Origin of the sequence: Rothia uropygioeca (assembly GCF_004136585.1) — a bacterium.
In the GTDB taxonomy this organism is placed as follows: Bacteria; Actinomycetota; Actinomycetes; order Actinomycetales; family Micrococcaceae; genus Rothia.
In genome coordinates, this window is the sequence record NZ_NOIR01000002.1 from 762,661 (window position 1) to 785,621 (window position 22,961).

The 22,961-nt window shown below is 59.9% G+C and carries 26 protein-coding genes and 1 tRNA gene; 14 read left to right on the forward strand and 13 right to left on the reverse strand.

The features are described from left to right. Positions 1-438: 438 nt before the first annotated feature. From EWR20_RS07690 to EWR20_RS12800, 4 genes are all read left to right on the forward strand, one after another. Complete coding sequence (locus tag EWR20_RS07690) at positions 439-1,281, forward strand: SDR family oxidoreductase (protein WP_129360020.1); 843 nt, start codon at positions 439-441, stop codon at positions 1,279-1,281. Positions 1,282-1,372: 91 nt separating this feature from the next. After that, entirely contained in the window at positions 1,373-2,305 is a 933-nt protein-coding gene (locus EWR20_RS07695; protein ID WP_129360021.1) for an alpha/beta hydrolase fold domain-containing protein, read from the forward strand. Positions 2,306-2,411: 106 nt separating this feature from the next. After that, positions 2,412-3,203, forward strand: coding sequence for a GDSL-type esterase/lipase family protein (locus EWR20_RS07700; RefSeq protein WP_129360022.1), 792 nt, complete (start codon positions 2,412-2,414; stop codon positions 3,201-3,203). A 425-nt stretch (positions 3,204-3,628) separates the two neighbouring features. Further along, the gene (locus tag EWR20_RS12800) at positions 3,629-3,793 is read left to right on the forward strand and encodes a hypothetical protein (protein ID WP_197964455.1); all 165 of its coding nucleotides are present in this window, start codon (positions 3,629-3,631) and stop codon (positions 3,791-3,793) included. An 11-nt stretch (positions 3,794-3,804) separates the two neighbouring features. Here EWR20_RS12800 and EWR20_RS07710 read toward each other — a convergent pair whose 3' ends face one another. Further along, positions 3,805-4,794: a helix-turn-helix transcriptional regulator gene (locus tag EWR20_RS07710; RefSeq protein ID WP_165000988.1), complete on the reverse strand. Its 990-nt coding sequence runs from the start codon at positions 4,792-4,794 to the stop codon at positions 3,805-3,807. Positions 4,795-4,907: 113 nt separating this feature from the next. On the opposite strand from EWR20_RS07710, the gene EWR20_RS07715 reads away from it, so the two are divergent. Beyond that, positions 4,908-5,318 (forward strand): VOC family protein, encoded by a 411-nt coding sequence (locus EWR20_RS07715; RefSeq protein WP_129360024.1) that lies wholly within the window; start codon positions 4,908-4,910, stop codon positions 5,316-5,318. 77 nt (positions 5,319-5,395) lie between these two features. Here the strand turns inward: EWR20_RS07715 and EWR20_RS07720 are convergent, their stop codons facing one another. Further along, positions 5,396-6,475 (reverse strand): KR domain-containing protein, encoded by a 1,080-nt coding sequence (locus EWR20_RS07720; protein ID WP_129360025.1) that lies wholly within the window; start codon positions 6,473-6,475, stop codon positions 5,396-5,398. A gap of 77 nt (positions 6,476-6,552) precedes the next feature. Here EWR20_RS07720 and EWR20_RS07725 point away from each other — a divergent pair, with 77 nt between their 5' ends. Beyond that, the gene (locus EWR20_RS07725; protein ID WP_129360026.1) at positions 6,553-7,134 is read left to right on the forward strand and encodes a TetR family transcriptional regulator; all 582 of its coding nucleotides are present in this window, start codon (positions 6,553-6,555) and stop codon (positions 7,132-7,134) included. Positions 7,135-7,291: 157 nt separating this feature from the next. Here the strand turns inward: EWR20_RS07725 and EWR20_RS12740 are convergent, their stop codons facing one another. The 3 genes from EWR20_RS12740 to EWR20_RS07740 are packed head-to-tail and all read right to left on the reverse strand — an operon-like array spanning position 7,292 to position 9,060. Then, positions 7,292-7,444 (reverse strand): hypothetical protein, encoded by a 153-nt coding sequence (locus EWR20_RS12740; RefSeq protein WP_193553881.1) that lies wholly within the window; start codon positions 7,442-7,444, stop codon positions 7,292-7,294. Between the two features lie 52 nt (positions 7,445-7,496). After that, positions 7,497-8,582 carry a redox-regulated ATPase YchF gene (ychF, locus tag EWR20_RS07735; protein WP_129360027.1) on the reverse strand — a complete coding sequence of 362 codons (1,086 nt, stop codon included), beginning with the start codon at positions 8,580-8,582 and terminating at the stop codon, positions 7,497-7,499. 19 nt (positions 8,583-8,601) lie between these two features. Continuing rightward, positions 8,602-9,060, reverse strand: coding sequence for an OsmC family protein (locus EWR20_RS07740; protein WP_129360028.1), 459 nt, complete (start codon positions 9,058-9,060; stop codon positions 8,602-8,604). A gap of 99 nt (positions 9,061-9,159) precedes the next feature. Here EWR20_RS07740 and EWR20_RS12805 point away from each other — a divergent pair, with 99 nt between their 5' ends. From EWR20_RS12805 to EWR20_RS07750, 4 genes are all read left to right on the forward strand, one after another. Continuing rightward, positions 9,160-9,315 carry a hypothetical protein gene (locus EWR20_RS12805; protein ID WP_202864789.1) on the forward strand — a complete coding sequence of 52 codons (156 nt, stop codon included), beginning with the start codon at positions 9,160-9,162 and terminating at the stop codon, positions 9,313-9,315. A gap of 5 nt (positions 9,316-9,320) precedes the next feature. After that, positions 9,321-9,437, forward strand: a complete 117-nt coding sequence (locus EWR20_RS12810) for a hypothetical protein (RefSeq protein ID WP_202864790.1) — start codon at positions 9,321-9,323, stop codon at positions 9,435-9,437. 119 nt (positions 9,438-9,556) lie between these two features. After that, positions 9,557-9,715, forward strand: a complete 159-nt coding sequence (locus tag EWR20_RS12680; RefSeq protein ID WP_165000989.1) for a hypothetical protein — start codon at positions 9,557-9,559, stop codon at positions 9,713-9,715. A 256-nt stretch (positions 9,716-9,971) separates the two neighbouring features. Continuing rightward, positions 9,972-11,177, forward strand: coding sequence for a DNA recombination protein RmuC (locus EWR20_RS07750; protein ID WP_129360029.1), 1,206 nt, complete (start codon positions 9,972-9,974; stop codon positions 11,175-11,177). On the opposite strand, the gene EWR20_RS07755 is transcribed toward EWR20_RS07750, so the two are convergent. Further along, positions 11,174-12,106, reverse strand: coding sequence for a hypothetical protein (locus tag EWR20_RS07755; RefSeq protein ID WP_129360030.1), 933 nt, complete (start codon positions 12,104-12,106; stop codon positions 11,174-11,176). The two genes, EWR20_RS07750 and EWR20_RS07755, sit on opposite strands and share 4 nt — an antisense overlap. Positions 12,107-12,204: 98 nt before the next feature. Between EWR20_RS07755 and xseA the strand changes: the two genes are divergently transcribed. Both xseA and EWR20_RS07765 read left to right on the forward strand, forming a co-directional pair. Continuing rightward, entirely contained in the window at positions 12,205-13,530 is a 1,326-nt protein-coding gene (gene xseA / locus EWR20_RS07760) for an exodeoxyribonuclease VII large subunit (RefSeq protein WP_129360031.1), read from the forward strand. A 65-nt stretch (positions 13,531-13,595) separates the two neighbouring features. Beyond that, entirely contained in the window at positions 13,596-13,835 is a 240-nt protein-coding gene (locus tag EWR20_RS07765; RefSeq protein ID WP_129360032.1) for an exodeoxyribonuclease VII small subunit, read from the forward strand. Positions 13,836-13,896: 61 nt separating this feature from the next. Here the strand turns inward: EWR20_RS07765 and EWR20_RS07770 are convergent, their stop codons facing one another. The 3 genes from EWR20_RS07770 to EWR20_RS07780 all read right to left on the reverse strand — a co-directional run bounded on the left by EWR20_RS07770 (position 13,897) and on the right by EWR20_RS07780 (position 16,759). After that, positions 13,897-15,117 carry a pyridoxal phosphate-dependent aminotransferase gene (locus EWR20_RS07770; protein ID WP_129360033.1) on the reverse strand — a complete coding sequence of 407 codons (1,221 nt, stop codon included), beginning with the start codon at positions 15,115-15,117 and terminating at the stop codon, positions 13,897-13,899. Between the two features lie 132 nt (positions 15,118-15,249). Then, entirely contained in the window at positions 15,250-16,281 is a 1,032-nt protein-coding gene (locus EWR20_RS07775; protein ID WP_129360034.1) for an ABC transporter substrate-binding protein, read from the reverse strand. Between the two features lie 46 nt (positions 16,282-16,327). After that, positions 16,328-16,759: an NUDIX hydrolase gene (locus EWR20_RS07780; protein ID WP_197964454.1), complete on the reverse strand. Its 432-nt coding sequence runs from the start codon at positions 16,757-16,759 to the stop codon at positions 16,328-16,330. Positions 16,760-16,855: 96 nt separating this feature from the next. On the opposite strand from EWR20_RS07780, the gene EWR20_RS07785 reads away from it, so the two are divergent. Next, on the forward strand, positions 16,856-17,881 hold the full coding sequence (locus tag EWR20_RS07785; protein ID WP_129360035.1) for a mechanosensitive ion channel family protein: 1,026 nt from the start codon (positions 16,856-16,858) through the stop codon (positions 17,879-17,881). Here the strand turns inward: EWR20_RS07785 and EWR20_RS07790 are convergent. Next, positions 17,817-18,719, reverse strand: a complete 903-nt coding sequence (locus EWR20_RS07790) for a LysR family transcriptional regulator substrate-binding protein (protein WP_129360036.1) — start codon at positions 18,717-18,719, stop codon at positions 17,817-17,819. The genes EWR20_RS07785 and EWR20_RS07790 overlap by 65 nt on opposite strands. Before the next feature lie 90 nt (positions 18,720-18,809). Between EWR20_RS07790 and EWR20_RS07795 the strand changes: the two genes are divergently transcribed. Further along, positions 18,810-18,882: transfer RNA gene (locus tag EWR20_RS07795), tRNA-Ala, on the forward strand. 173 nt (positions 18,883-19,055) lie between these two features. Here the strand turns inward: EWR20_RS07795 and EWR20_RS07800 are convergent. The 3 genes from EWR20_RS07800 to EWR20_RS12685 form a co-directional block, all read right to left on the reverse strand. Beyond that, positions 19,056-19,532 (reverse strand): DedA family protein, encoded by a 477-nt coding sequence (locus tag EWR20_RS07800; protein ID WP_129360037.1) that lies wholly within the window; start codon positions 19,530-19,532, stop codon positions 19,056-19,058. A gap of 496 nt (positions 19,533-20,028) precedes the next feature. Further along, positions 20,029-21,588, reverse strand: coding sequence for a CYTH and CHAD domain-containing protein (locus EWR20_RS07805; protein ID WP_165000990.1), 1,560 nt, complete (start codon positions 21,586-21,588; stop codon positions 20,029-20,031). Positions 21,589-21,721: 133 nt separating this feature from the next. Next, positions 21,722-22,813, reverse strand: coding sequence for a hypothetical protein (locus tag EWR20_RS12685; protein ID WP_165000991.1), 1,092 nt, complete (start codon positions 22,811-22,813; stop codon positions 21,722-21,724). Positions 22,814-22,961 lie beyond the last annotated feature (148 nt).

The following is a 22,961-nucleotide window of genomic DNA, read 5'->3' on the forward strand; positions in this document are numbered from 1 at the left end:
AAGCCCAGCAGGAAAGCTGGGCTGGCATCGGCTGGTCCGGTCCTTCAAGCCTTTACTGGCGATGATCCTGAGGACCGTCATGGTAGACCTTCGTCCCGTCGTACGACGTTCATGGACAGACGCCTCCTCTTCCCATGGCAAAGATCTCTACGATGGTATGGCCAGCAGCATCAGTCGCTCGCCAGGTAACTCGCGATCCGGAGCCGCTCTCGTTTGCCTTCCCCACATTGGGTCGGGAATCTCGTCCGCCGCGTGCTTCTCCTGGTGGCCACACTCGGTGAGCACTCACACGTTCTTTACCGAGCACAGCATCGCGCTTCGTTGAGAGAAAGGGCTGAAGGTTCCACCACCGCGCGAGGGCTATACCTTCTGGCCAGCTCAAGCGTAGAGTCGTGCACCATAACGGAGACAAATTGTCTCGATTTCAAAAGGACTCGGATGCCTGAGAAACAAGTTGTGGTCATCATTGGTGTGGGCGCGATGGGTGAAGCCATCGCCCGTCGACAAGGCGCAGGTAGTCAGATCGTACTGGCTGATTTCGACGAGGATCTTGCCACCGGCAAAACCGAAGCTCTGCGCGCTGACGGGTTCGATGCGATAGGAGCCGCGGTCGATGTATCGGCCCGCGAGTCTGTGCGGGCCTTGGCGGACAAGGCTCGAGCACTGGGGCCAATTACCCAGGTGGTTCATACTGCGGGCCTTTCACCAGTTCAGGCGCCGGTTGATGCGATCCTGCGTGTTGATCTATTGGGGGTCGCAATCGTTCTCGAAGAGTTCTCCACTGTTATCAGTGCTGGAGGCGCCGGAGTCATCATTTCCAGCATGGCCGGTCATATGAAGTCGCCGATGTCGCCCGAAGTTGAATTTGCGTTGGCGACTGCCCCGGCAGATGAACTTTTGGCACTTCCGTTCCTTTCTGCCGACTCAGTCGGGGACACGGGCGCCGCTTATGGTTTGGCCAAGAGGGCGAATCAACTCCGCGTTCAGGCAGCCAGCCGCTCGTGGGGTGCCCAGGGCGCACGGATCAACTCCATCAGTCCGGGAATTATCTCCACTGCCATGGGGCAGTTAGAGCTCTCAGGAGAAAATGGACAGGCAATGCTGGCCATGATCGGCGTTTCCGGGACCGGCCGAATCGGCACGCCTTCAGATATTGCCGATGCCGCTGCATTTCTTCTCAGCCGAAATGCATCCTTCGTCACCGGCACTGACCTGCTTGTCGATGGTGGAGTGGTCGGGGCCGTACGCACAGATCCAAATTTCACCAGCTCACTTACCTGATACCTGTATCAGCGGCGAGTTTCACGTCGTATATTCCCACCCCGTGGGCCAGCAGTCATGAATTTCTACGGTCCAGGAAAGGCAACCACCCATGACCGATCCCTCATATCCGGTGCCCTCTACCATCAGCCCACAGGCTCAGCGGTGGCTCGGATTTCGCAATCCGGCCACGCAGTTTCCCGAACGCGGCGACACCGAAGGGTGGATAAATCTTGTAGAACAGAGCAACGAATATATCGCCCGGCAGTTCCTCGGTCACGAACTCCCCGTCTCAATCGACACTCTGACAGTTGACGAGGTAACCGTTTATGTTGCCAGGCCAGGCGGCGTTGGTGAGAAGCCGGACGAGTTAATCTATCTCAACTTCCACGGAGGCGGTCTGTTCATGGGTGGCGGAGACGCATGCCGCGCGATGACTGCGGTGGCCGCGCTCTCCTCCAACCAGGTCACATGGGGCGTTGATTATCGAATGCCACCCATAGACCCCTACCCGGCGGCCCTCGACGACGCGACAACCGTTTATCAGCGTCTCTTGGAATCGCATGATCCGAGAAGAATCATCGTCGGCGGAGGTTCTGCCGGGGGAAATCTCGCCGCTGCCCTTGCGCTACGGGCCAAGAACGAAAGTCTACCGCTGCCTGCTGCGCTCATTCTCAATACCCCGGAAATCGACTTGACCGAGTCTGGTGATACTTTCACCGTTCTCGATGGAGTCGACAACGTCCTCAGCAGCCTTGCAACGGTGAACGATCTCTACGCCGATGGCGCGGACCTCACTGATCCGTATCTGTCGCCGATCTTCGGCGACCTCACGGGGTTTCCTCCGACGTTTCTCCAAAGCGGTACGCGAGATCTCTTCCTCTCGAACACGGTACGCATGCATCGCAAACTTCTCGCGGTAGGGGTTGAAGCCGAGCTCCATGTATTCGAAGCGATGCCGCACGGAGGGTTCGGGGGCCAAAGCCCCGAGGATGAGGACCACGCTGCCGCGCAACGAGCCTTCATCGCCAAACACACACGCTGAGTATGCCGGCATTTATTGAAGTGTTGAGAGCATCCGTCGTTCCAGTGACACAACGACTTCTAGCGTGTCACTAACTTGTCCGCCGTTCGACAGAAAGCAGCTTGCGATGTCCGAAAAACGCACCTTTGTATCACTGGGAAGCTCATTTGCAGCGGGTCCAACCATCGAGCCAGTCGCCGACCCTGATGCGATGCGGTCGAAACGCAATTACGCGCATATCGCCGCTGAAGTTATGGGTGTCAATTTGATCGATCTCACGGTATCTGGAGCAACCACCTCTACCATCCTTGAGGAATCACACCGCACAGGCACTGGCGCCACGTTTGCCCCTCAAATCCAGGGAGTCCCAGCGAATGCGGACATCGTGACCGTTACCGCGGGAGGCAACGACCTCCACTTCCTCGGATCCATGCTCTACACTGCCTGGTCCATGAAAGCCCCCAACAGCCCCCTCACGCAGATGATGGGCCAGGAGTTCGCAACCGGGATTCCCTCACCCACCGAACATTCCATCGAAGCAGTGGTGAGCGGACTGACACGTATCGTTTCGGCAGTCCGGGACCGAGCGCGAAGCCCCCGGATTCTGCTGGTCGACTATCTGACCATCATCCCCGCGGATGCCAGAGCACGAGCCTCGCTGCCTTTCACTCCTAAACAGACGGAGTCTTTCGCGGACATACAGGCAGCCCTGGCTGCTGCTTTCCGTTTGGCGGCTGAGAGGTCTGGTGCAGAGCTGCTGGCGGCGTCGGAATTGAGTCGGGATCATGGTCTTGGCACCAAAGAGCCTTGGATATTCGGGTTCAAGTCCGAAGTAGAATCTACTTCCGGGTCGTACCACCCGAATGAGGATGGGATGCTTGCTGTCGCCCACGAGATAGTCCGTCATCTCACTGCTTGACACCGTTATCAAGCAGGAAATCGGAACAGATGACGAGTGAAGGTTCGAGACCCGACCTACCAACCAATGGCTGCGGGGGACTTGCATTGGATCGAGCCATGTGGCTGTTCTGAGAGTTTGGGTATGAGAAGACCTCGATCGGTGGCCTCACCCGAGAGCCAGGCATCTCGGCTCCGAGCCTGTAGACCTCTTTCGGCGACAAGCGTGCACTCTTCGACGAGGTTGTCGCCCGGTACCAGGCGGACCCGAGGCCGGTGACCCACGCCGGGACCGGAAAGAACAGTCCCCGCGATCTTCTGCAAGCGATGCTCGACCGCGCGGTAGTCGAGTATTCAAATAATGGGCACCCCCACGGATGCTTCGTGAACAGTGAGCCCCTGCTCGTAGGCGAACGTGCTCATAACCGCGCGCCAACGACACAAATAATGCAAGAGACTTCCGACAATGAACAGGACGAAGGCTCGTTGGCGGCCCTGGCCGCTTTCACACAGGTCCTACTTGCCGGGTTGGTCGTCTACACACGTGACGGAGCGTACGAGAATCAGCTGCAGCGCGTTGCCGAGAACGCCGGTCAAGCCATTCCGTCTTGACCGAATCAAGATCAATCTAAGATGTCATCGGCCGTGTGCAGCATCCTCGTCGCCGTGGCCCTCACCCGGTCTCGGAGTTCATTGGGACGATCGATCACCACCTCACAGTCGAGTGCCGCGATGACGGACGGTAGCCAGTCGAGGTTCTCGGCATGGATCTCGGCTCGATACCAAGACGGTGCGTCTTCGCATCCTTGGTCCTCCGTACGGTCCAGCCCCTCGAGTCGGGCGACGCTGAGCGGCAGATGTGCCCGGATGCGATCCGCTGTCTGGCGAATGCGCAGCACGACGTGCCACCGGTAGTCCGCATTGGCAAAGGACTCGAGGAGGTGACCTTCTGTCTCGAGCGGCCGCGGCAATGCGAAGGTTCCACCAATTGAGCGGACCGACCGGATACGGTCTACCCGGAATGTACGTTCATCCTGCCTGTCCGTGTCGAATGCGAGGAGATACCAGCGATCTGAGTGCGCGACCAGGGCATAAGGGTGAATCGTGCGCCACGACAGGCCCCCTTTGGCGCTGAGATAGCGCAGGTCGAGGACGTCTCGATGGTTCACGGCCTCCGCCAGAGTCAGCATCACGGCTGGGTCGGGTGCCGCTCCCCCATACTGGGACGAACCCGTCATCACTCCGAGCAGCATGTCGATCCGCTTCGCATCAGCGGTCGGCATCGCTCGTTTGATCTTGGATAGGGCAGTCTGCGCGGCAATCCCGGGTTCACGTGATGCTGCCTGCGCATTGGCAAGTCCGAGGAAGACCGCGACCACTTCTTCTCTGCTGAACATAAGCGGGAGGACGCGTTGGCCGGGTGCGAGCCGATATCCGCCGTACCGCCCTCGTAGAGTTTCGACCGGCACTCCCAGATCGTACAGACGCGCCGCATCTCTGCGAATCGTCCGTTCGTCGACGTCGAGGCGTTCTGCCAGCTCGGAAACAGTGCGCAGTTGCGCGGATTGCAGTAGTTCGAGCATGTGCAAGGCTCGCGCGGTGGGACCGACCATGACACCCATCATTCCTCAAATACCGGACAGGTATCGCCCGGTATAGGTATTAGCGTCAAGTCCGTGGCCGGGTTCGTAGGTCACTTTCCGATTCACCTCAGGAGGAAACAGCAATGCAATTGGCAGCCACCCGCATCATCACCGACAACGTCGACGCGCTCGTAGCGTTCTACGAAACAACCACTGGAATCACCGCCAACCGGCTTCACCCGATGTTTGCTGAGCTCCGCACTCCGACCGGCACGCTGGCCATCGCCAGCACTGCCACGGTTCCGCTACTCGGGGACAATGCCGCCGAGGCTCGCGCGAACCGCAGCATCACCTTGGACTTCCTTGTCGACGATGTCGATGCGACCTACGCGAGACTTCAGGATCTCGTCGAAGTATTCGTCAATCAACCCACGGACATGCCCTGGGGAAATCGTTCCCTGCTCGTCAGGGATCCCGACGGGAACCTGATCAACTTCTTCACACCGATCGGCAAGGCATCCCGCTCCCGATTCGCGACCGACGCTCAGGAGTAGAACCTTGAAATGTAGTGAGGGCACGCAGGAGCCCGCTCAGCGCGCTTCCCAGTCACCGAACACCACGTCCTCGACGATTACTCATCAATAAACACTCCGCCAGCCTCCGCTGCTATCGCGGGACCGAAGGCTGCTGCAGGTGTGAACGCTCCATGAGGCTTATCTCCAGAAGCCATCCTGGCAACGATCGCCGCCAGGATGGCGACGGTGTAGTCCATGGCATCGTCGGCGCGTAGCCAACCTTGCCGTCGCGCGCCCTCCGGCCAGGTGATGACAGCGTGCCCCCAAGTGTGCGGTCGCGGGGCCGGAGCATCCTTTGTCTTGGATGCGGCCATCAACCGGATCATGAGCCTCCGTACCGCCGGGAGCTTGACCAGGCGGCCAACCAACGGCAGGAATGACCGCAGCACAGGTGAGGTCGGGGCGAGAGCGGAGGTGAAATCAACGTTCGGCGCTGCACTGACGTTGCGGGCGGCGAGCAATTCCCCCGAGGGCACCGCAGCAGAGGCCACGGTGGTCCCATCCGGCAGCGCGTGCCGCTGCAGGTTTGACCCGAGCCGGACAGGGGCGAGCCTGCCTTCGCGGTAGCTCAGTCCACCGGTACTGAGTACTTCCACGGAGGTGTGCGCGAACGCCTCACCGAGCACGCCGCGCTCGGAGGCAAACGAAGCCAGCGCGTCAACCCGCACGGCTTCCGGAGTGGGCCGCCCCTGACAGAGGCGGGCAACGACAGCCTCTGTTCCGACGACACCGAACCCGGCACCCGTGATCAGCGTACTTGCGGCATCGTTCGCCTCGTCGCCCATCTCGAGGAGGGCACGCAAGGCGGTCAGATCGTTGGCCAGGTCGATATAAGCGCCGCCTGGCATGCACGCACGCGCGATGACGGTCGCGGTCTCCGTATACGAACCGAGCAGATTAACTACCATTTGCGGGCGGTCGTGCCGCACAGCCTCAACGATCGCGTCGGTGCCCTCAAGGACCCGCATCCTCGCATTGCCCCCTACCCCGGCCCGCACCCGTTGCAATCGGGCCTCACTCCGCCCCACAAGGACTACGCTGCGCCCACCGTCTTGCACCAAACGCGCCGCCAGAGCGCGACCAACTCGCCCTGTCGCGCCGAGGATCCAGATCTCTTCGCTGATCTTCCCACTCATGGGGGACTCCTTTTGCGATTGCACTGTGTGTTATCACAATGATGGCACAGAGTGCAGTCGTCGGCTAGCCTAGAGATATGCCTCGTTGGAAACCCGATGCCGGTGATAGGTTGCGCCGCGCGGCGCTGGATCTGTTCTCCGAGCGCGGCTATGAAGCCGTCACCATCAGCGACATCGCCGAACGTGCAGACCTCACGCGCAGATCGTTCTTCCGCTACTTCCCGGACAAACGTGAAGTGCTCTTCGCTGGCTCCGACCAAATCGTCAACGCGCTCGAGCGTCGACTGGAGCTCGTGTCTCCGAACTCCGCGAAAGCCGAGGCCTTGCACGTGCTCAACGAGGTAGGCACGCACCTTCTCGGCGACATCGACGCCCAGCGGCGGAGACAGGCGATCATCGCCTCCAGTGCAGAACTTCAGGAACGCGACCGCACCAAGACGGCAAGCATCGGCGCGGCCATCGCGCGATCACTCATACGACATGGGGACGATGAAGCCGACGCCGCACTGATCGGCGCCCTGTGCGCCGAAGCTTTCCGCTCCGCTTTCAACCGTGCTCTGACAGACCACACGCACGCGAGCTTCACGGATCACCTCACAAGAGCGCTCGGCACCATCAGGTGGTTCTCTACCGACACCACGTTGACAGACATGCGGTAGGCATGGTGAACCACGCGTGCCGATTCTCCCAACGATGACCTGACGACGCCGGACGAGCTTGACGCACGATAACCAGTGGGTAGCCACAAGGCGAAGTCCACGAGAGATGGTCTCTGACAGCGCGCCCCTGCGCGTTAAATCGAGCAGGTCCAGACGCCTAGTTCATGCATGACATCGCCGTGGGGAGATTCGCCCCTATTCGCCGCGTCTCAGCAACACCGCGCGAGGTGATCTCGGCGGGGCCGCACTGCTCGGCAACGATGTCGTTACTCTGCTGGTTGCGGAACTGGAACAGGGTCACGGAAGTCATGAACCAATGGTGCAGCTTGCGCTCCGACGATCCGCAGGGATGCGTTCGGACGTTAGACGTTGAAACGGAACTCCACCACGTCGCCATCCTGCATCACGTAGTCCTTGCCCTCCATCCGGACCTTGCCGGCGGATTTGGCTTCGGCCATCGAGCCCAAAGAATCCAGGTCCTCGAAGGAAACGATTTCCGCTTTGATGAAGCCGCGCTCGAAGTCCGTGTGGATCACGCCGGCGGCCTGGGGGGCGGTGTCGCCCTTGCTGATCGTCCAGGCACGGGATTCCTTTGGACCGGCGGTTAGGTACGTTTGTAGGCCGAGCGTGTGGAAACCGGTCCGGGCGAGCTTGTCCAGGCCGGACTCGTCCTGCCCGGACATCTCCAACATCTCGCGGGCCTCGTCCTCGTCCAGTTCGACGATATCCGCCTCGAGCTTAGCGTCCAGGAACACGGCTTCGGCGGGCGCAACCATATCGCGTAGCTCCTGCTGGCGTTCCTCGGACTGGAGGACACCATCGTCGCAGTTGAAGACGTAGATGAACGGCTTTGCGGTCAACAGATTCAGCTCACGCAAGTAAGCCGTCTCCAGCTTGGCGCCGGGAGCCCCGCGGAAAATCGTCTCCCCCGCTTCCAGAATCTTCCGGGCCTCCTTGTACGCCTCGAGCTGGGCGGCGTCGCCCTTCTTGATCTTGACCTGCTTCTCAAGGCGCGGAATCGCGTTTTCGAGAGTCTGCAGATCGGCCAGGATGAGCTCAGTATTGATCGTCTCCATATCGGAGGCGGGGTCGATCTTGCCATCCACGTGCACGACATCCGGGTCGTCGAAAGCACGTACAACCTGCGCGATCGCGTGGGCCTCGCGGATATTCGCGAGGAACTGATTGCCCAGGCCCTCGCCCTCCGAAGCACCCTTCACGATTCCAGCGATATCCACGAAGGAGACCGTCGCGGGCAGAATCCGTTCGGACCCGAAGATCTCGGCGAGACGATCCAGCCGGGGATCCGGAAGATTCACCACGCCAACATTCGGCTCGATCGTCGCGAACGGGTAGTTCGCGGCGACGACGGTGCTGCGGGTCAGTGCATTGAAGAGGGTCGACTTGCCCACATTGGGCAGCCCCACGATTCCGATAGTTAAAGCCACATTGACTTACCTTACCGGCCTAGTCCTCAACCCGCATACTGACATCCGTCTCATGCTCAACCGTTCGGGAAACGGTGCAGTCCTTGGTGCGTGCCAGCTCCACCAGACGCGGCACCATGGAGGCCGCTTTCTCCCCGACCTCGCCTTCCGGGAACTTCACGGTGAAGGCCAGCTCGACGTCGCGCAACCGGCTTCCGCCTTCATCGTCCTTGTACTTGATTCCGCTCGAGACAACGCGGAATTCCTCGGGCTCCGCCCTGCGGGAGGTGACCACGTCGACGTCCACCGCTGAGCACCCGGCGATCGCGGCCAGAAGAAGCTCGACCGGGCTCACGAGCCCCTCGCCTTGTCCGAATTCGACCGAGTCGCCGGAGGAGTTGGTCGCACGATAACGGGTCTTGCCGAGCCTCTGCACCTCGACGGAACGGTAACCGGGGTCGTCCTCACGGGGAGTTTGTGCTTTCGTATTCTCGCTCATGACCTCATCCTGCCCCATCCGAAAGCCCTCACAAACGTTATGGTCAAATCGTGACATGACGTATGCGTACCGGCTCCCGGGAACGGGGAGCCTTGAAACATGGAAGACAAGGTCATCGAGGCCCAGGGTCTCATTAAGAGTTTCAGGGACGGGTCGGGGCGAGGGTTCAATGCCGTCGACGGGATCGACGTCGAAATCGGAGCTGGTGAGATCATCGGCATGTTGGGCCCAACGGGGCCGGAAAGTCCACTCTGATCGATATGATCCTGGGTCTGACCAGACCGTCCTCGGGATCCGTCGGAATCTTCGGGGAGACTCCGCACGCCGCGATCTCCCGGGGTCGGATCGGCGCGGGCCGCATACTCGTCGACGGGTAGATCGGCGAGTATGCGGCCACGCTGCACCGCGACAAGTCACGGCGATACTGCCCGACGACCTCGATGCCTCGTCCCTGCCCGAAGTCCGGTCGGTCTCGACCGACGGGGACCGAACCACCATGACCACGAGCCTCTCGGATGAACTCGCCCGCTATCTGCTGACAAGCACCGTAGATCGGGACTTCTCGGTCTCCTCAGGCTCCCTAAAATATGCATTTCCCGCGCTGACTTCGGATCGGACGGTCGAGATTCCGCCCCGTTCCGGGCTCGCCAATTGACCGGCGGCTACCCGACGGATATCGCAACTTTCACCCTGATCGACCTTCGACGAACTCTCGCGGATCGTTCCGGCGTCACCTTCTTCTCCGTAATCCGGAAGACGAGTGCGAGCAACCGGTTCGAGGCACTGGCCAACAGTTGGGTCTGAAGCCACGCGTGCCGGCAGGATACCAAGGGGCTGAGGTGGCCAGTCCGTGCAGGTTCGCACACCTGTCATTTCCTTAAGTTGTCAGTCGGCACTGGCAGAGTAGAAGTATGACCGCACTTCCCCTTGTACTCTCAGCGCTATTGGCTCTCATGATCGGAGGGGTGCTCGGGTTCGTCCTGGGCGCCCGTTCACGGACTTCGGGAGTAGATCTTGCCGAAGAGAACTCCCGGTTGAGAAATGATCTGTCCGCCGCAGTGGAGGGCAAGGAACTGTTGGCTCAACGTGTGGAGAGTCTCGAGGAACGCGCACGTACGGACCAGGACGTATTGCGTGCCCTCGCCCCGGTCAAGAACCAGTTGGCGACGGTCGAGCAGCAGGTGCGTCAGATGGAGCGCGAGCGCGCCGACCAATTCGGCTCCGTCAGGGAAGCGTTGGAGGTCTCACGTCGAGGCCAGGATGAACTGCGGGAATCCACACATCATTTGTCGAGTGCGCTGCGTTCCACTACGGCCAGAGGGACGTGGGGAGAGACGCAGCTTCGTCGTGTTGTCGAGGCGGCAGGAATGGAACGCCACGTGTCCTATTCCGAGCAGGTCGTTTCCGAGGTCCAGGACGAGACGGGGAAGATTCGACGCCTCCGCCCGGACATGGTGGTGACCCTTCCGGGAGGCAAAGAGTTGGTCCTGGATTCCAAGGCTCCGTTAGATGCATATCTCGAGTCCCAGGAAGCCATCGAGGAAGCGGAAAAGGCGGCGTGGGAAGGCAAACATGCAAAAGCAGTGCGTTCGCACGTGGACGCTTTGGCGTCCAAACGGTATTGGGATGCTCGTGAGACGTCGCCGGAAATCGTGCTGTGTTTTCTGCCCATGGAATCTGCTTTGTCGGCCGCCTTACGTGCCGACTCAGGCTTGTTGGACTATTCCTCGTCCCGCGGTGTAGCGCTGGTATCCCCGGTCTCCTTGTTGGCTTCCCTCAAAGCGGTAGCGCTCTCGTGGCGGCAAGAAGCCGTCTCGCAGAATGCCCGTGATCTGCTGGCCTTGTCACGCCAACTGTACGAGAGGCTCTCCAGCGTTGGAGGGCATCTGCAGAGCATGGGGCGAGCCCTGAGCCGTAGCGTCGAGTCCTATAATGCGATGCTTGGCTCGATGGAATCACGGGTCTTCGTGACGGCCAGGAAAATCAACGAAATGGATCCCACGGCTCCGTCGGATGAGCGGCTCGAGGCCAGTCCCGTGGACGTCTCGCCGAAGCCCCTGACCGCACCCGAGTTCCAAGATCTTCGTCCCGGGGCCAACGACCCATCCGGCGACTAGAACGTATGCGACGTATTGCCTTGTCGCGCGGAGGTCAGGACGTGACCGATGACAAGTACGAGAGCAATGCCCAGCCCCACACCCATGCTGGTCAGCGCCCAGGTCTGCACGTTGGCCGTGATCGCCTCCCCGAAATGCTGAGCGATGAGCCCCTCGGTGCCCTGAACAGCGCCCATCTGGGTGTTGAACCGGGCCGACAGAACCGTCATCGCCAACCACGTGGCCAGGCCGGTGCCGGCCGAGGCCAGGGCCAGAAAAAGCGCTTTGGAACGGGGCGCCAGAAGAGCCGCGAGAAGTGCTACGACCAGGGCCGCCGCACCCAGGGCAGGGGAAACGGCGGACAGAGACTGCGCACGGTGCAGGAACTTTGCCATGGGCGCATCGCCCCCATCCTGGGGAGCGTTTTCCAATTCGACGCGGTGTGAACCTTCGTCAAGACCCAAGTCCAGGTGGACAGTGCTCTGCACCCGATCGTTGAAGGCCTGGTACAGCGGCCCTGCGTCCACCATCAGCGTCGATGACGAGGGATCGTCGAAGTTGGCGGAATGGGTAGAGGAGGCCATCTCCTTCCACGTTTCCCGAAAGTCCTTCGAGTCGACGACGCCAGCAACGGTGGACCGCACCAGATTCGATGCGCGGTCCTTGGCCCAACTCTGGATTCCTGCAAAAGTCCCGGTGTCGGACCCGTCCCCCAAATATTGGTTCACTTTCTCGGAACTCATGATGTCTTGTGCAACGTCGTCCGCAAGCTGCGAACGGAACTGCTCATCCTGAACCACGCTGTTGGCGCTCGACACGAAGTGGGCTTCATCGCTCACCGTAAATTGGAACCAAATCAGAACCAGGGTCAGGGCAGCCAGGCACACGGAAAGTACGGCCGCTATGGACGCGGACACCCAACGGAGCGTTTGTGACGGGGAGCTGGACATAAGGCAACCGTAATCGCTCGGCACAATTCACGCTGTATCTTCGTCCACAATGCGGCCGGGATCCTTATTCTGTCGGTCAGGCCTGGTAGTCATTAACCATGAGCAACTCGCCATCCTCAGATCAGCCAGATCTCACCGAAGCAGGGTTGGGCGCAGCCGACCAGACACAGAGGCCGCCCCTGCCGAACCTCGCGCGAGACACAACCCCGGAGAACCCGTGGCCATTGCACTTGCTCTCTGCCAAGATGAACCAATATATCTCCCGGTGCGACCCCATTTGGGTCGAGGGGCAGATCATCGAGCTCAAGAAGCGCGCCCGTGTCACCTACTTGACCCTGCGGGACCTCGAAGAAGAAATCTCCGTACCCGTGAGCTTGTTCCCCAAGGAGACCGCCCGGATTGAGGGCGACTTGGAACACGGAATGCGAGTCGTTGTCCGCCTCAAACCGGATTTTTGGAAGAAAACCGGTCGGCTTTCCATGCTGGGCAGCGGGATACGGCAGGTCGGCCTCGGAGACATGCTCGAGCGCATCGAACGCCTCCGCCGGAAACTCCAAGCAGAGGGCCTGTTCAATGCGGCGCTGAAGAAACCCTTGCCGGTGCTGCCACAGAAGATTGGGCTGATCACAGGCCGTGATTCGGATGCCGAGAAAGACGTCATCCGCAACGCTCGGTTGCGATGGCCCGGAGCCCAATTCGAAGTCAGAGAGGTCGCTGTTCAGGGGGTCAACTCGCTTTCCCAGGTCACGGCGGCACTCGGCGAACTTGACGAAGACGCATCCGTGGACGTGATCGTCATCGCCCGAGGCGGAGGCGCGCTGGAAGATCTGCTGCCTTTCAGCGAAGAAGCGATGATCCGCGCCGTAGCCCAGGCGAGCACACCGGTGGTCTCGGCGATTGGCCACGAGGCCGATCAGCCACTTCTCGATTACGTTGCTGACTGGCGAGCCTCGACCCCCACGGATGCAGGCAAAACCGTCGTACCGGATGTCGAGGAAGAACGATTGCGCATCGGCCAGGCGCGAGCCACGACCGAACGCGTGGTCAGGCTTTTCATCGATCGTGAGTCCAACGGTTTAGCCCAGTACAGATCCCGGCCGGTCCTGGCACACCCCGAAACCATGCTCATGGCTCGAGAAGAAGAGACCGATGCGGCAAGAGCGCGTGTATTGCGCGCCGTCACCGTATCGTTGGATCGCCACCAAGAATCCGTCGCTCATCTGCGGTCTCGGGTCAGGTCCCTTTCCCCTCAGAAAACGCTGGACCGGGGATACGCGGTGGTTCAGAGTCGGGACGGGTCCGTCGTACAAGATGCCCGAACCTTGGAGCCCGGAATCCCTGTCGAGGTTCGTGTGGCTGCAGGAGGATTTGAAGCCACCGTGGACAAGATCCGCGACGACGATCCCAGGGACCAACCCGGCTGAAACACGACATAACAACCCGACCATTGAAGAATGAGAACAGACCGAAACCCTCGCAAAGGAGCCCCATGCCACAAGAAGACTTCACCCCCGTTGAAGAGCTCAGCTACGAACAGGCTCGGGAAGAATTGATGGGAATCGTATCCAAACTCGAGTCCGGCGCCTCAAGCCTCGAAGAATCCCTCTCCCTGTGGGAGCGCGGGGAAGCACTCGCACAACGGTGCGAAGAATGGTTGGACGGTGCGAAGAAGAGGTTGGACGCGGCGAAAGAGCGCCGCGCCCAATCGGATCAGGAACCTTCCCAATAGCGCTTCCCGGCATGGAAGCCACAGTGCGAATGTTCGATGTCTTCCAGGGCCAAGACTCACGTCAGTTCTGGTGATACCCGCTCAGGAATTCACCGATACGGTCCAAGGCCGTGTCCAGTGTCTGGACGTCCGGCAGGGTGACCAGACGGAAGTGATCCGGTGCTTTCCAGTTGAACGCGGTGCCGTGGCTGACCAGAATTTTCTGTTCCTTCAAAAGGTCTAGGGCGAAGCGCTCGTCGTCCACGATCCCGAATTTCTCTGCGTCAAGCTTCGGGAACAAATAGAGTGCGCCCTTCGCCTGCTGGCATGTTACGCCGTCGATGCTGTTGAGCTTCCTATGAGCGATGTCCCGCTGTTCACGCAGCCTGCCCCCGGGCAGGATCAAATCGTTGATCGATTGATAACCACCCAGGGCTGTCTGAATCGCATGTTGGGCAGGGACGTTCGCGCACATACGCATGTTGGCGAGGAGTTTAATGCCCTCAACGTAGTCGCTGGCTTTCCACATCGGTCCCGTGATCGCCAACCATCCGGCACGGTATCCTGCCACGCGATAAGCCTTGGACAGACCGGAGAACGTCAAGCACAGGGCGTCCTCGCCGGCCAGAGTAGCGGTGTTGATCATTTCCGCATCGTCGTAGGTGATCTTTTCGTATATCTCGTCGGAGAACAGGATGAGGTCGTGTTCCTTGGCGAGGTCCACGATCTGCTGAAGGGTCTCCTTGGAATACACCGCCCCGGTCGGGTTATTGGGGTTGATGATCACGATGCCCTTGGTGTGAGGAGTGATCTTCGACGCGATATCTTCGATATCCGGATTCCAGCCGTCTTCTTCTGAGCACTGGTAATGGACGGGTGTACCACCGGAGAGGGCCACAGAAGCCGTCCACAAAGGATAATCCGGCGTGGGGACGAGGATTTCGTCACCCCGGTTGCACAAGGCTTGGAGAGACAACGTGATCATTTCCGAGACGCCATTGCCGATGTACACGTCGTCAGTGTCGAGGTTACGGATCCCGCGCGTCTGGTAGTACTGGACGACAGCAGTTCTCGCCGAGTAGATCCCCCGTGAGTCCGAATACCCCTGAGCCTCGGGCAAGTGACGGATCATATCCATCATGACCGCGTCCGGCGCTTCGAAACCGAATGGTGCGGGGTTGCCAATGTTCAGGCGAAGGATGCGATGTCCTTGCGCCTCCATTTTCTGGGCTTCCTCGAGTACCGGGCCTCGGATGTCGTAAAGGACGTTATTCAGCTTCGTTGACTGCCGGAATTGTGCCATGTGATTTAGCGTACCCTCCATCTGAGCGTGAACAGATTTATGTCACGATCGCCTTCGCGAAGGTTTCAGATTAGCTCACTGGCCGCCATCCGCCGCCATAACCACAACGTGTTTTCACCGCATTACAGGTCCTCAGGAGTCATTTTCCTTGAGCCAGAATCGTGCCGCATCCTGAGCTGAAATCGGACGGTCACCCGTTGTGAGTCTGTTGAGGAATTCCAAGTCCCCGGTCCCTAACTTGCCGGAAAGGTCGTTGATGGCGTTCTTCGCCGGGGACGGCAACTCCTTCGATCGAACCACAGGAACGACTTGTTGGGCGATAAAATTGGCCTTCGGATCTTCCAGAACCACATAGCCGTTGTCCTTGACGGCTGCGGAGGCAGTGAACAGATCGGCTACACCGACGCTTCCGTCGGCCAGCTGATCCGAAAGCTTCTCCTGGTCGTCTTCCTCTTGGTAACTTCCGGGCTCGCACCCGTAGAGGCTTTGGAGCCCCTTGCTGCCGTAAGCCTTGTCCTTGAAACCGCTGGGCACCCCGAACTTCAGTTCCTTGCAGTGGGCCGCGAGATCATCGATCGTGGAAAGTTTGTATTTGGCCGCAGTGATCTGGTTGACCACCAGAGCATCCTTGTTCTCAGCAGTGGCGGTGTTGAGCGTTGTCACCCCTTCGGGCAGAACCTTGGGCAGCGTCGAGGAAATATCGCTACTGGACATTCCGTGAATATTGAAGGCCGGTCTCGGGGTGGGCGTCGTCGACGGTGTCATGCTTGCGCGAGGGTCGCTCGCGTCGCTCTCGCTGGCCGTCGGAGTGGCGGTAGCCTGCGGGTTCTCGGCGCCCCCGTCGGTCAGATCGAGCAGCAGATTTCCCGAGTAATCGGGGGTGATGTCGACGGAATTCTCGTCTCCCCTGGCCATCTGGTTCACGTAGTCGGTGCGGCTGTCCGGAGAGTCGACTACGTCGGTCTTGTACCCGGCGTGAGACAGAACCCCCGCATAGAGGTAGGCAACCACTTCGGATTCGTGTGATATCCCTTTCCCGATGCGAATGGTCCGGAAGTCTGATGCCGACGGGTCGGGGTCGGCCTCACCTGCACCTGAGCAACCACTCAGCACGACGGCGACGGACGTCAACAACGCAATGACCGGCAGCATCCAACGCTTCACAGTAATCTCCTCGTGGCATTAGGGGTGGGGCAGGCTCTCACTGCCCTCAATAGGCCAGTCCGTACTGTTTGGCCGCAACTTCGACCAAGGATACTTTTCGGATCTTGGGAAGATCCTCGAGCGGAACCCATGCGACATCGTCCGTCGATCCACCGATGTCGGTCACCTCCGCTTTCCCGCCCGTGATGATCGCACGGTACAGGATACGCAAACTGTGGAAGGGCCGCTCACGACCGTCGTCGTAATACTTGCTGTCTACTCCGAGGATCCCATCGAGCTGGATGTCGTACCCGCTTTCCTCGTATGCCTCACGGATAACAGCTTCTTCGGCCGTCTCGCCGATTTCCAGACCGCCGCCGGGAAGTGTCCATCCGGCTCTTTCAGGGTGCCGCTCCCCCGTCCAGTGGGTCAGAAGCATTTTGCCTTGTTCAATGATGACCGCATAAGCGGCAGGTCGGGTGTCCATCTCAAGAGCCATGGGTTCAATCTTAGTTGCACATGCGTTTATGCACGTCCAGCGTGTACTGAGTTGATATTTGGCACTGTCTCAACGTGCTCTCCTAAAATTGAACTTATGAAACTCACAGCCGAGAATTCCGGCAACCTCCTCACGGACGTCTCAAGTCTGGACTTCTGGCTCGATCATCCGCTGCGAATCGTCCTGATCTTTTTGATCGCCCTGTTGATCAACTTGGTCGCGAGGACCGTGATCCACAAGGTCACGGACAGTATTGCGCGGGGCACGAAAGCCAGGGTCGTGGCCAAGAAGAACAGCAATGGACCTCAGGAATGGGTCGAAGACGCCGTCACGGCCCGTCAGAGACAATCCCAACGGGCCAAAACCGTGGGATCCGTTTTGCGTTCCGTCGCGACCATCGGCATTTGGACGATCGCGGTGCTGATGATCATTTCGGAACTCGGGTTCAACATCGCTCCGGTGATCGCCAGCGCCGGAATCGCCGGTGTTGCCTTGTCCTTCGGCGCCCAATCGCTCGTCAAGGACTACTTGGCCGGCGTCTCGATCGTGGCCGAAGACCAGCTCGGTATCGGGGATGTCGTCGATCTGGGCGAGGCCAGCGGAACCGTCGAGTCAGTAGGGCTGCGCGTGACGCAGGTGCGCGACGTCGAGGGAACCCTGTGGCACGTCCGCAACGGCGAGATCCTCCGCGTGGGCAACCAGTCCCAAGGTTGGGCTCGAACCATCGTGGATGTCCCCGTCCCCTACAACTGCGACATCGATCGTGTCACCAGCTTCCTGCTCGATGCCGCAGAGCGAGTCAAGACCGAGACCGAAGTCGGCCACTCGATTCGCGGCAAACCCGAGGTTTGGGGTGTTGAGGAGATGACCGGCGAGTACCTGACCATGCGAATCGCGATTCGCACGGCTCCTCTTCAGCAGTGGGACGTCGCCCGCGTCCTCCGCGTCTATGTCAAACAGGCTTTGGACCACAATGGTCTGCACATTCCTCTGCTGAACCAGTCAGTGATTCACGGAACGCAAACCATGCCAATCGTCTCCGCGCGGTCAAACGGCACTACTTCTTCTTCCCCCTCGACTTCGAGCGAGGATTCTTCGCCGAGCGAGCCTTCGAAGAATTAGCTCCTCCGGACGATGACGCCCGGCCCGGTTTCCTTCGAACCGGTGCCGGGCGTTTTGTGGTTCGGCCGGTTACTTGTTGATCAGCCTTCGCACCCGAAGCACCACGAGAGCTCGACGCTTTACGACCTCTCGTGATCCCCACGAATTCCTGAAGGACACTTTCGTCTTCGTCGCTGCGCGATCCATCGACGTCCTTGGTCCACACGAGCGCAACCGATCGTCTCGGCATGTCTTCGACTATCCGGTACGTCAGGTCCTTGCGGTGGTGGTGCCGCGCGACGGACATCGGCACGATCAATAGGCCCAAGCCCGCAGCAACCAGTTCGACCGCATCCCCCGTGTCGCGCATACTCGGCAATTTCCGTGGATTAGCATTCCGGTTTTCGTTGCTAACCGCCGCCCACTCCGGAATGTTCTCGGGTTCTTGAAGCATGAATTCCTCGGCGAGCTCCTCGAGTGGAACTTCGTCGAAAATGGTCAGGACGTGATCGGCCGGCAGTAGCACAACGGGCTTCTCTTCGTAGAGATGAACCGCGTGAAAACGGGTTTTATCCAGGCATTCCGGTTCTGCCTCGGTACGCACCAGAACCATGTGGGCGTCTGCCGAAGTGAGCGAACGCAGGCCGGTTCCCTCCTCCAGGGCGAGTCTTTCGAGGGGCGTCGACCGGCCGAACCTCTCATCCCACCGGGCGAACCATTTACCCGGCATGACCCCGGGTACAAACCCCACCGTCAACCCCTCGCTGGGCGGACCGATAGGCTCCTGACGGCCCGTTGGCGCAGGCGTGCGAGGGGCGTCGTCGTGATGGGGGGAATTCTCGGAGGGCGAGTCGCTCATGGTGCTAACTTATCAGCGGCGCTCCTCCCTCCGGATACCGTTTCCGAGTTGTGCACGAGCGCGCTCGGGAGTACGGTAGAGGGGTTGCTCGGGGCTATAGCTCAGTTGGTAGAGCGTTTCGTTCGCAATGAAAAGGTCAGGGGTTCGATTCCCCTTAGCTCCACGTCGACGTTCCAGCAGAAACCCCGTTCCGTGAATTCAGGGAACGGGGTTTTGCCGTTTCCGGAAGCTTGGTCCTCGCAGGATGCCGCGCATCGGGCCGTTCGGCGGACGGAAGACTGCCTCACTGTGCCCGTGCGGTCCGGAGGTGGCTCGCATCCTGGAAAAGGCTGGGGCTTATAGCTCCGTCGTCTGGCTCGACCGGACGCGTCGCGGCCAGTACTTGATCGCGACGATCGCCACGATCACGATGAGGATCGCGACGGCCGCGAGCCACGGCCGCTGAAGCCAGGCCCACACCACAGCCATGCCCACCGTGCCGTAGATAGTTCCCCAAATGAGGGTTCCGACGAGCATCGCGGGTACCCACCGAGGCAGAGGCATGCGTGTGAAACCCGTGACGCCAATGACGGCGGTCTGGAACCCGACCGTCAGGAAACAGGCAGGCACGGCGAGGACTCCCCAGCGATTAACAAATGCTTCGGCGTGCCTGTACAGAGGTGTTTCGAAGGCTGCCCTCAGCTTGCCTGCCCTTCGGCCCCCGGCCGCAGCAGCCCTGCCGATCCCGTATACGAGTGACGTGCGGACGACGCCGACACCCCAGAAGAAAAGGATCGCAATCCCGAGGTCCAGGCTTTCGATCCATCCATGCATATCGTCTAGCTTACCGAAGATTCCCCGGCTCATCAGGTTCGATGGACCACACTGGGACCCAAGCCCCAAGAGTTGCAAGGCTCGCGGCGGGATCGCATGCCTGAACCTCAAGGCCATCGGCTGTGACCTTTGTCATTTTTGCAGCGTCTGCCAAGAGAGAATCCACTGCTGAACAAGGCCATATGGCACTTAGGGACAGCACGTCGTCAAGAAAATGCAGGCAATCCTAAATTAGGGGTAGCGGACCCTCAGGACATTAGGTAATGTTTTTATTACCAAATAGCCGGGAGGCAAACCTGGGACGGTCGCTTTCGAGCGAACTTACAGCGGTCGGCGCCTCCAGTGAGTGAAGACCTTCTTCCTGTGTGTGATGCAAAGAGTGGGCCTCGGGGAATCCCCGGGGCCCACTCGTCATTAATTCTGGCTCCCAGAGGCCTGAAGCTATATGCGGCGGCAGCATGCTGCGCACCAACCGTTTACACTCCGGACCGATGACTTAATGGATGTGCCGCACCTTCACGACCCCCTTCTCCAGGGATTCCTTCAATCGGGTGTCGACCTCTCCCGCGAGGAGCCCCACGGCGTATCGATCCAAACCCCTGCGCTGGAAAACCCGTGCCGCCCGTTCCAGCCACTCTCTCGTGACGTTCAGATCCAGAATCTCGCCGAGTTGGGATTGGATTTTCTTCGACCGCTTTCTCTCCGAGGTGACATCTTTGACCCGTTTTTTCGGTACCTCTGACTCGGCCCACAGGGACTCGATCGCGTACCGCAACGATTTCGCAGCCTTTCGTACATCGTGGAGATTCTCCAGGACCTCGCCGATCGTCGGGTCGTCCAGGTCTTGGACCCGTCCACTTCGTTTGTACAATCGGTCGCTCAGGGTATCCAGCATCGTTTTGGCGATTTTTTTCGATCCCCAGCCGGAGGCGACGTCGTCGAGCCGGGGCTGCCGAGCGAACTCCCTCAGATCTTTCATCAGAGCGAGGTGTTCCGCAGATGACAGCCGGCTCCTGGCTACGCGAACAGCCGCCTCTTCGTCCTCATCGAGCAATGCGCTCAGCTGCTCTTGAGCCACTTTGGTCAGACGGTTCCACCCATCTTGTGCACCCAGGATTTCACGCACGACTTCGAGGTCACGCGCATCGCTCAGCGCCACGCCGGTCGTCTTGATCCTGCCATTCAGACACTTTTCGGCATCTCTGTCGATGATCCCGCGTAGCCCTCTCAGTACGCCCCGGATGCCACGAAATCTGATTCGAAGTTGATGTACCGAATCACTGACACCGACTCGAACACCGAGGTCAAGCGCAGGGACATCGTCGAGGAACTCATGGATGACGGCAGAAATCAGGGATTGCGAGCCAGTGAGATGGGGTCCGCCAGCTTCGTCCCCGCGGTTCCGAGGGACCTCGATGCCGGCATCGGCGTCGAACTTCGGATCCTGCCCGAGCGCGCGGGAAATCTTGGCCACTGCACTCGACGACGTTGCGCCGACCTGTTCCAGAACCTTCTCGACCTCTTCGAAGACTTCGGCTTGCGCCTTCAGGGAGAGATCCTCTGCCAGAAGCTCGACTTCCCATTCCCGCCAGGCCCTCTCGATTCCTGTGGCGTAGTCGGTCGAGCGCACGGAATCATCGCACAGCTCCGCGATCTCCTGGCCATCCCGGTCCCGAAGAATCGTGCGTTCGCGACGGGTTGTCAACCGTGCGATCGGGCTCAGGTTCTCACCGACGGTGATTCCTGATAAAACGTCCTTGACCGCAGCCGGCATCGTGTTTTCGTCTTTGAGAAGCCCGAAATGAACTTCTTGGCGCCCTTCCCCCAGTACGAACTTGATGTGCCAGCCTTCATCATGGCCACCACGACGCCGGCGCAGGATGACCTTTTCACGGGCCAGATCGCGCGAATCCGTATCGAAGTATGTTGCGTCGAGCTCTTGGATCTGAGGCTCCACCTCGGCAATGAGCCGTTGGAGGCCACTCAGGTCAGGCGTGAGGTCACCATCGGCCGGAGCTTCGTATTTGCGTTCAATTTCTTGGTGCGTTGTACTCATGATCCTCAATGCTCTTGGTTCGTTAGCGCCCGTCTCGGACGCAGGAGTGGCTCGCGAATACCGGAAGCATTTCAGGGATATCACACAGCCCGCCGGGTTCCCGACGGGCTGCGTGATATCAGGTGGTCCGCGGTCAGGCTCGCCTACGAGAAAGTACGTCGTCCAAGTTGAGAACGGAGTCACCCTTCTTGGCCGCTTCCGCCAAGGTGGAAGACGTTGATTTCGGCTCCGTCGGGACTTCCACAGGGCTGGGAGCTTCGCGGCGTGCCGCAGGAGCATCGACGTACGTCGGCTTGGGCAATTCGACCGGCGACCACTGACTGGTCGCCGGGGTGAAAGCCACCGGCTTGCCGGCGGCTACACGGCGGGCTTGTTCACGCAGAGACTCAATGTCCAATCCGGGCTCTTCAACATTCGGAACCTCCTGGGCACCGGGCATGCCTGATCCGGCGGACGGCGCATCATAGGTCACGGTTTCGACCGATCCCACGTCTGCAACGGGGTCCTGCGGTTTTGCCGAAGAACTTTCGTTGTCGTACACACCCTGAGGCTGCTTGACGACGAGGCCCTCTCCCTCGGCAGGGTCGTCGGCCGTGGTCAGGTAGTCACCTTCGACGACCCATTCGTCGGAGCGGTCATCTTCCTCAGACGGTGCCAGGTCCCGAGACGCGTTCTGAGAGATCGCCCGACCGGGCCCCATGAGACCTCGGTCTGAAAGCGCCAAGTATCGCAGGCTGCCGAAGGCACCAAGCCCCACGATCAGAAGGAAGACCGGCAAAGGCCAGGCGATAGCAGTGAACGGGGCAAGAATTCCGGTGATCAGCCCGAATACGAGGGCAATCAGGCCGATAACAGCCGCGACAGTTCGTCCTGTACGGATGCGGGGCTTTACAGCCTCCGTAGCTGATCCGTGCGAGGTGGACCTCGGTGGACGGGGAACGCGTACTCCCTCGTGCCGTTTCTCTTCCTCGTAGACCACGGAGGTTTCCGTGGATGCCCCGGAGGAGACGTGTGGGGACTGGTTACTGTTCATGTCATTCCTTTGACGCAGTAGCACGTGGTCCCGGGGGAAGGCGGGTTCTGTGTTTTCCATGATATCGGTAGCCATGACTTGGGCGACCACCGAAGGCCGACGACGTCGATCGATGCTGCGCACCGACCACGCGACGAGGATGAAAGCGACGATCAGCAGAATGCTGGAAGCCGAAACCCATGAGAAAGACACGCCTGTAGTTTATCGTTCTTGTGGCGTACACCAACTCTCTGTCTCCTGGCGTGTCACCTGATAAATCCCTGCGTTTCACAGACGCAATCCGAAACACCTTCGGAATACGACGAATGCGGGGCCCCTCACGAGGACCCCGCATTCACGG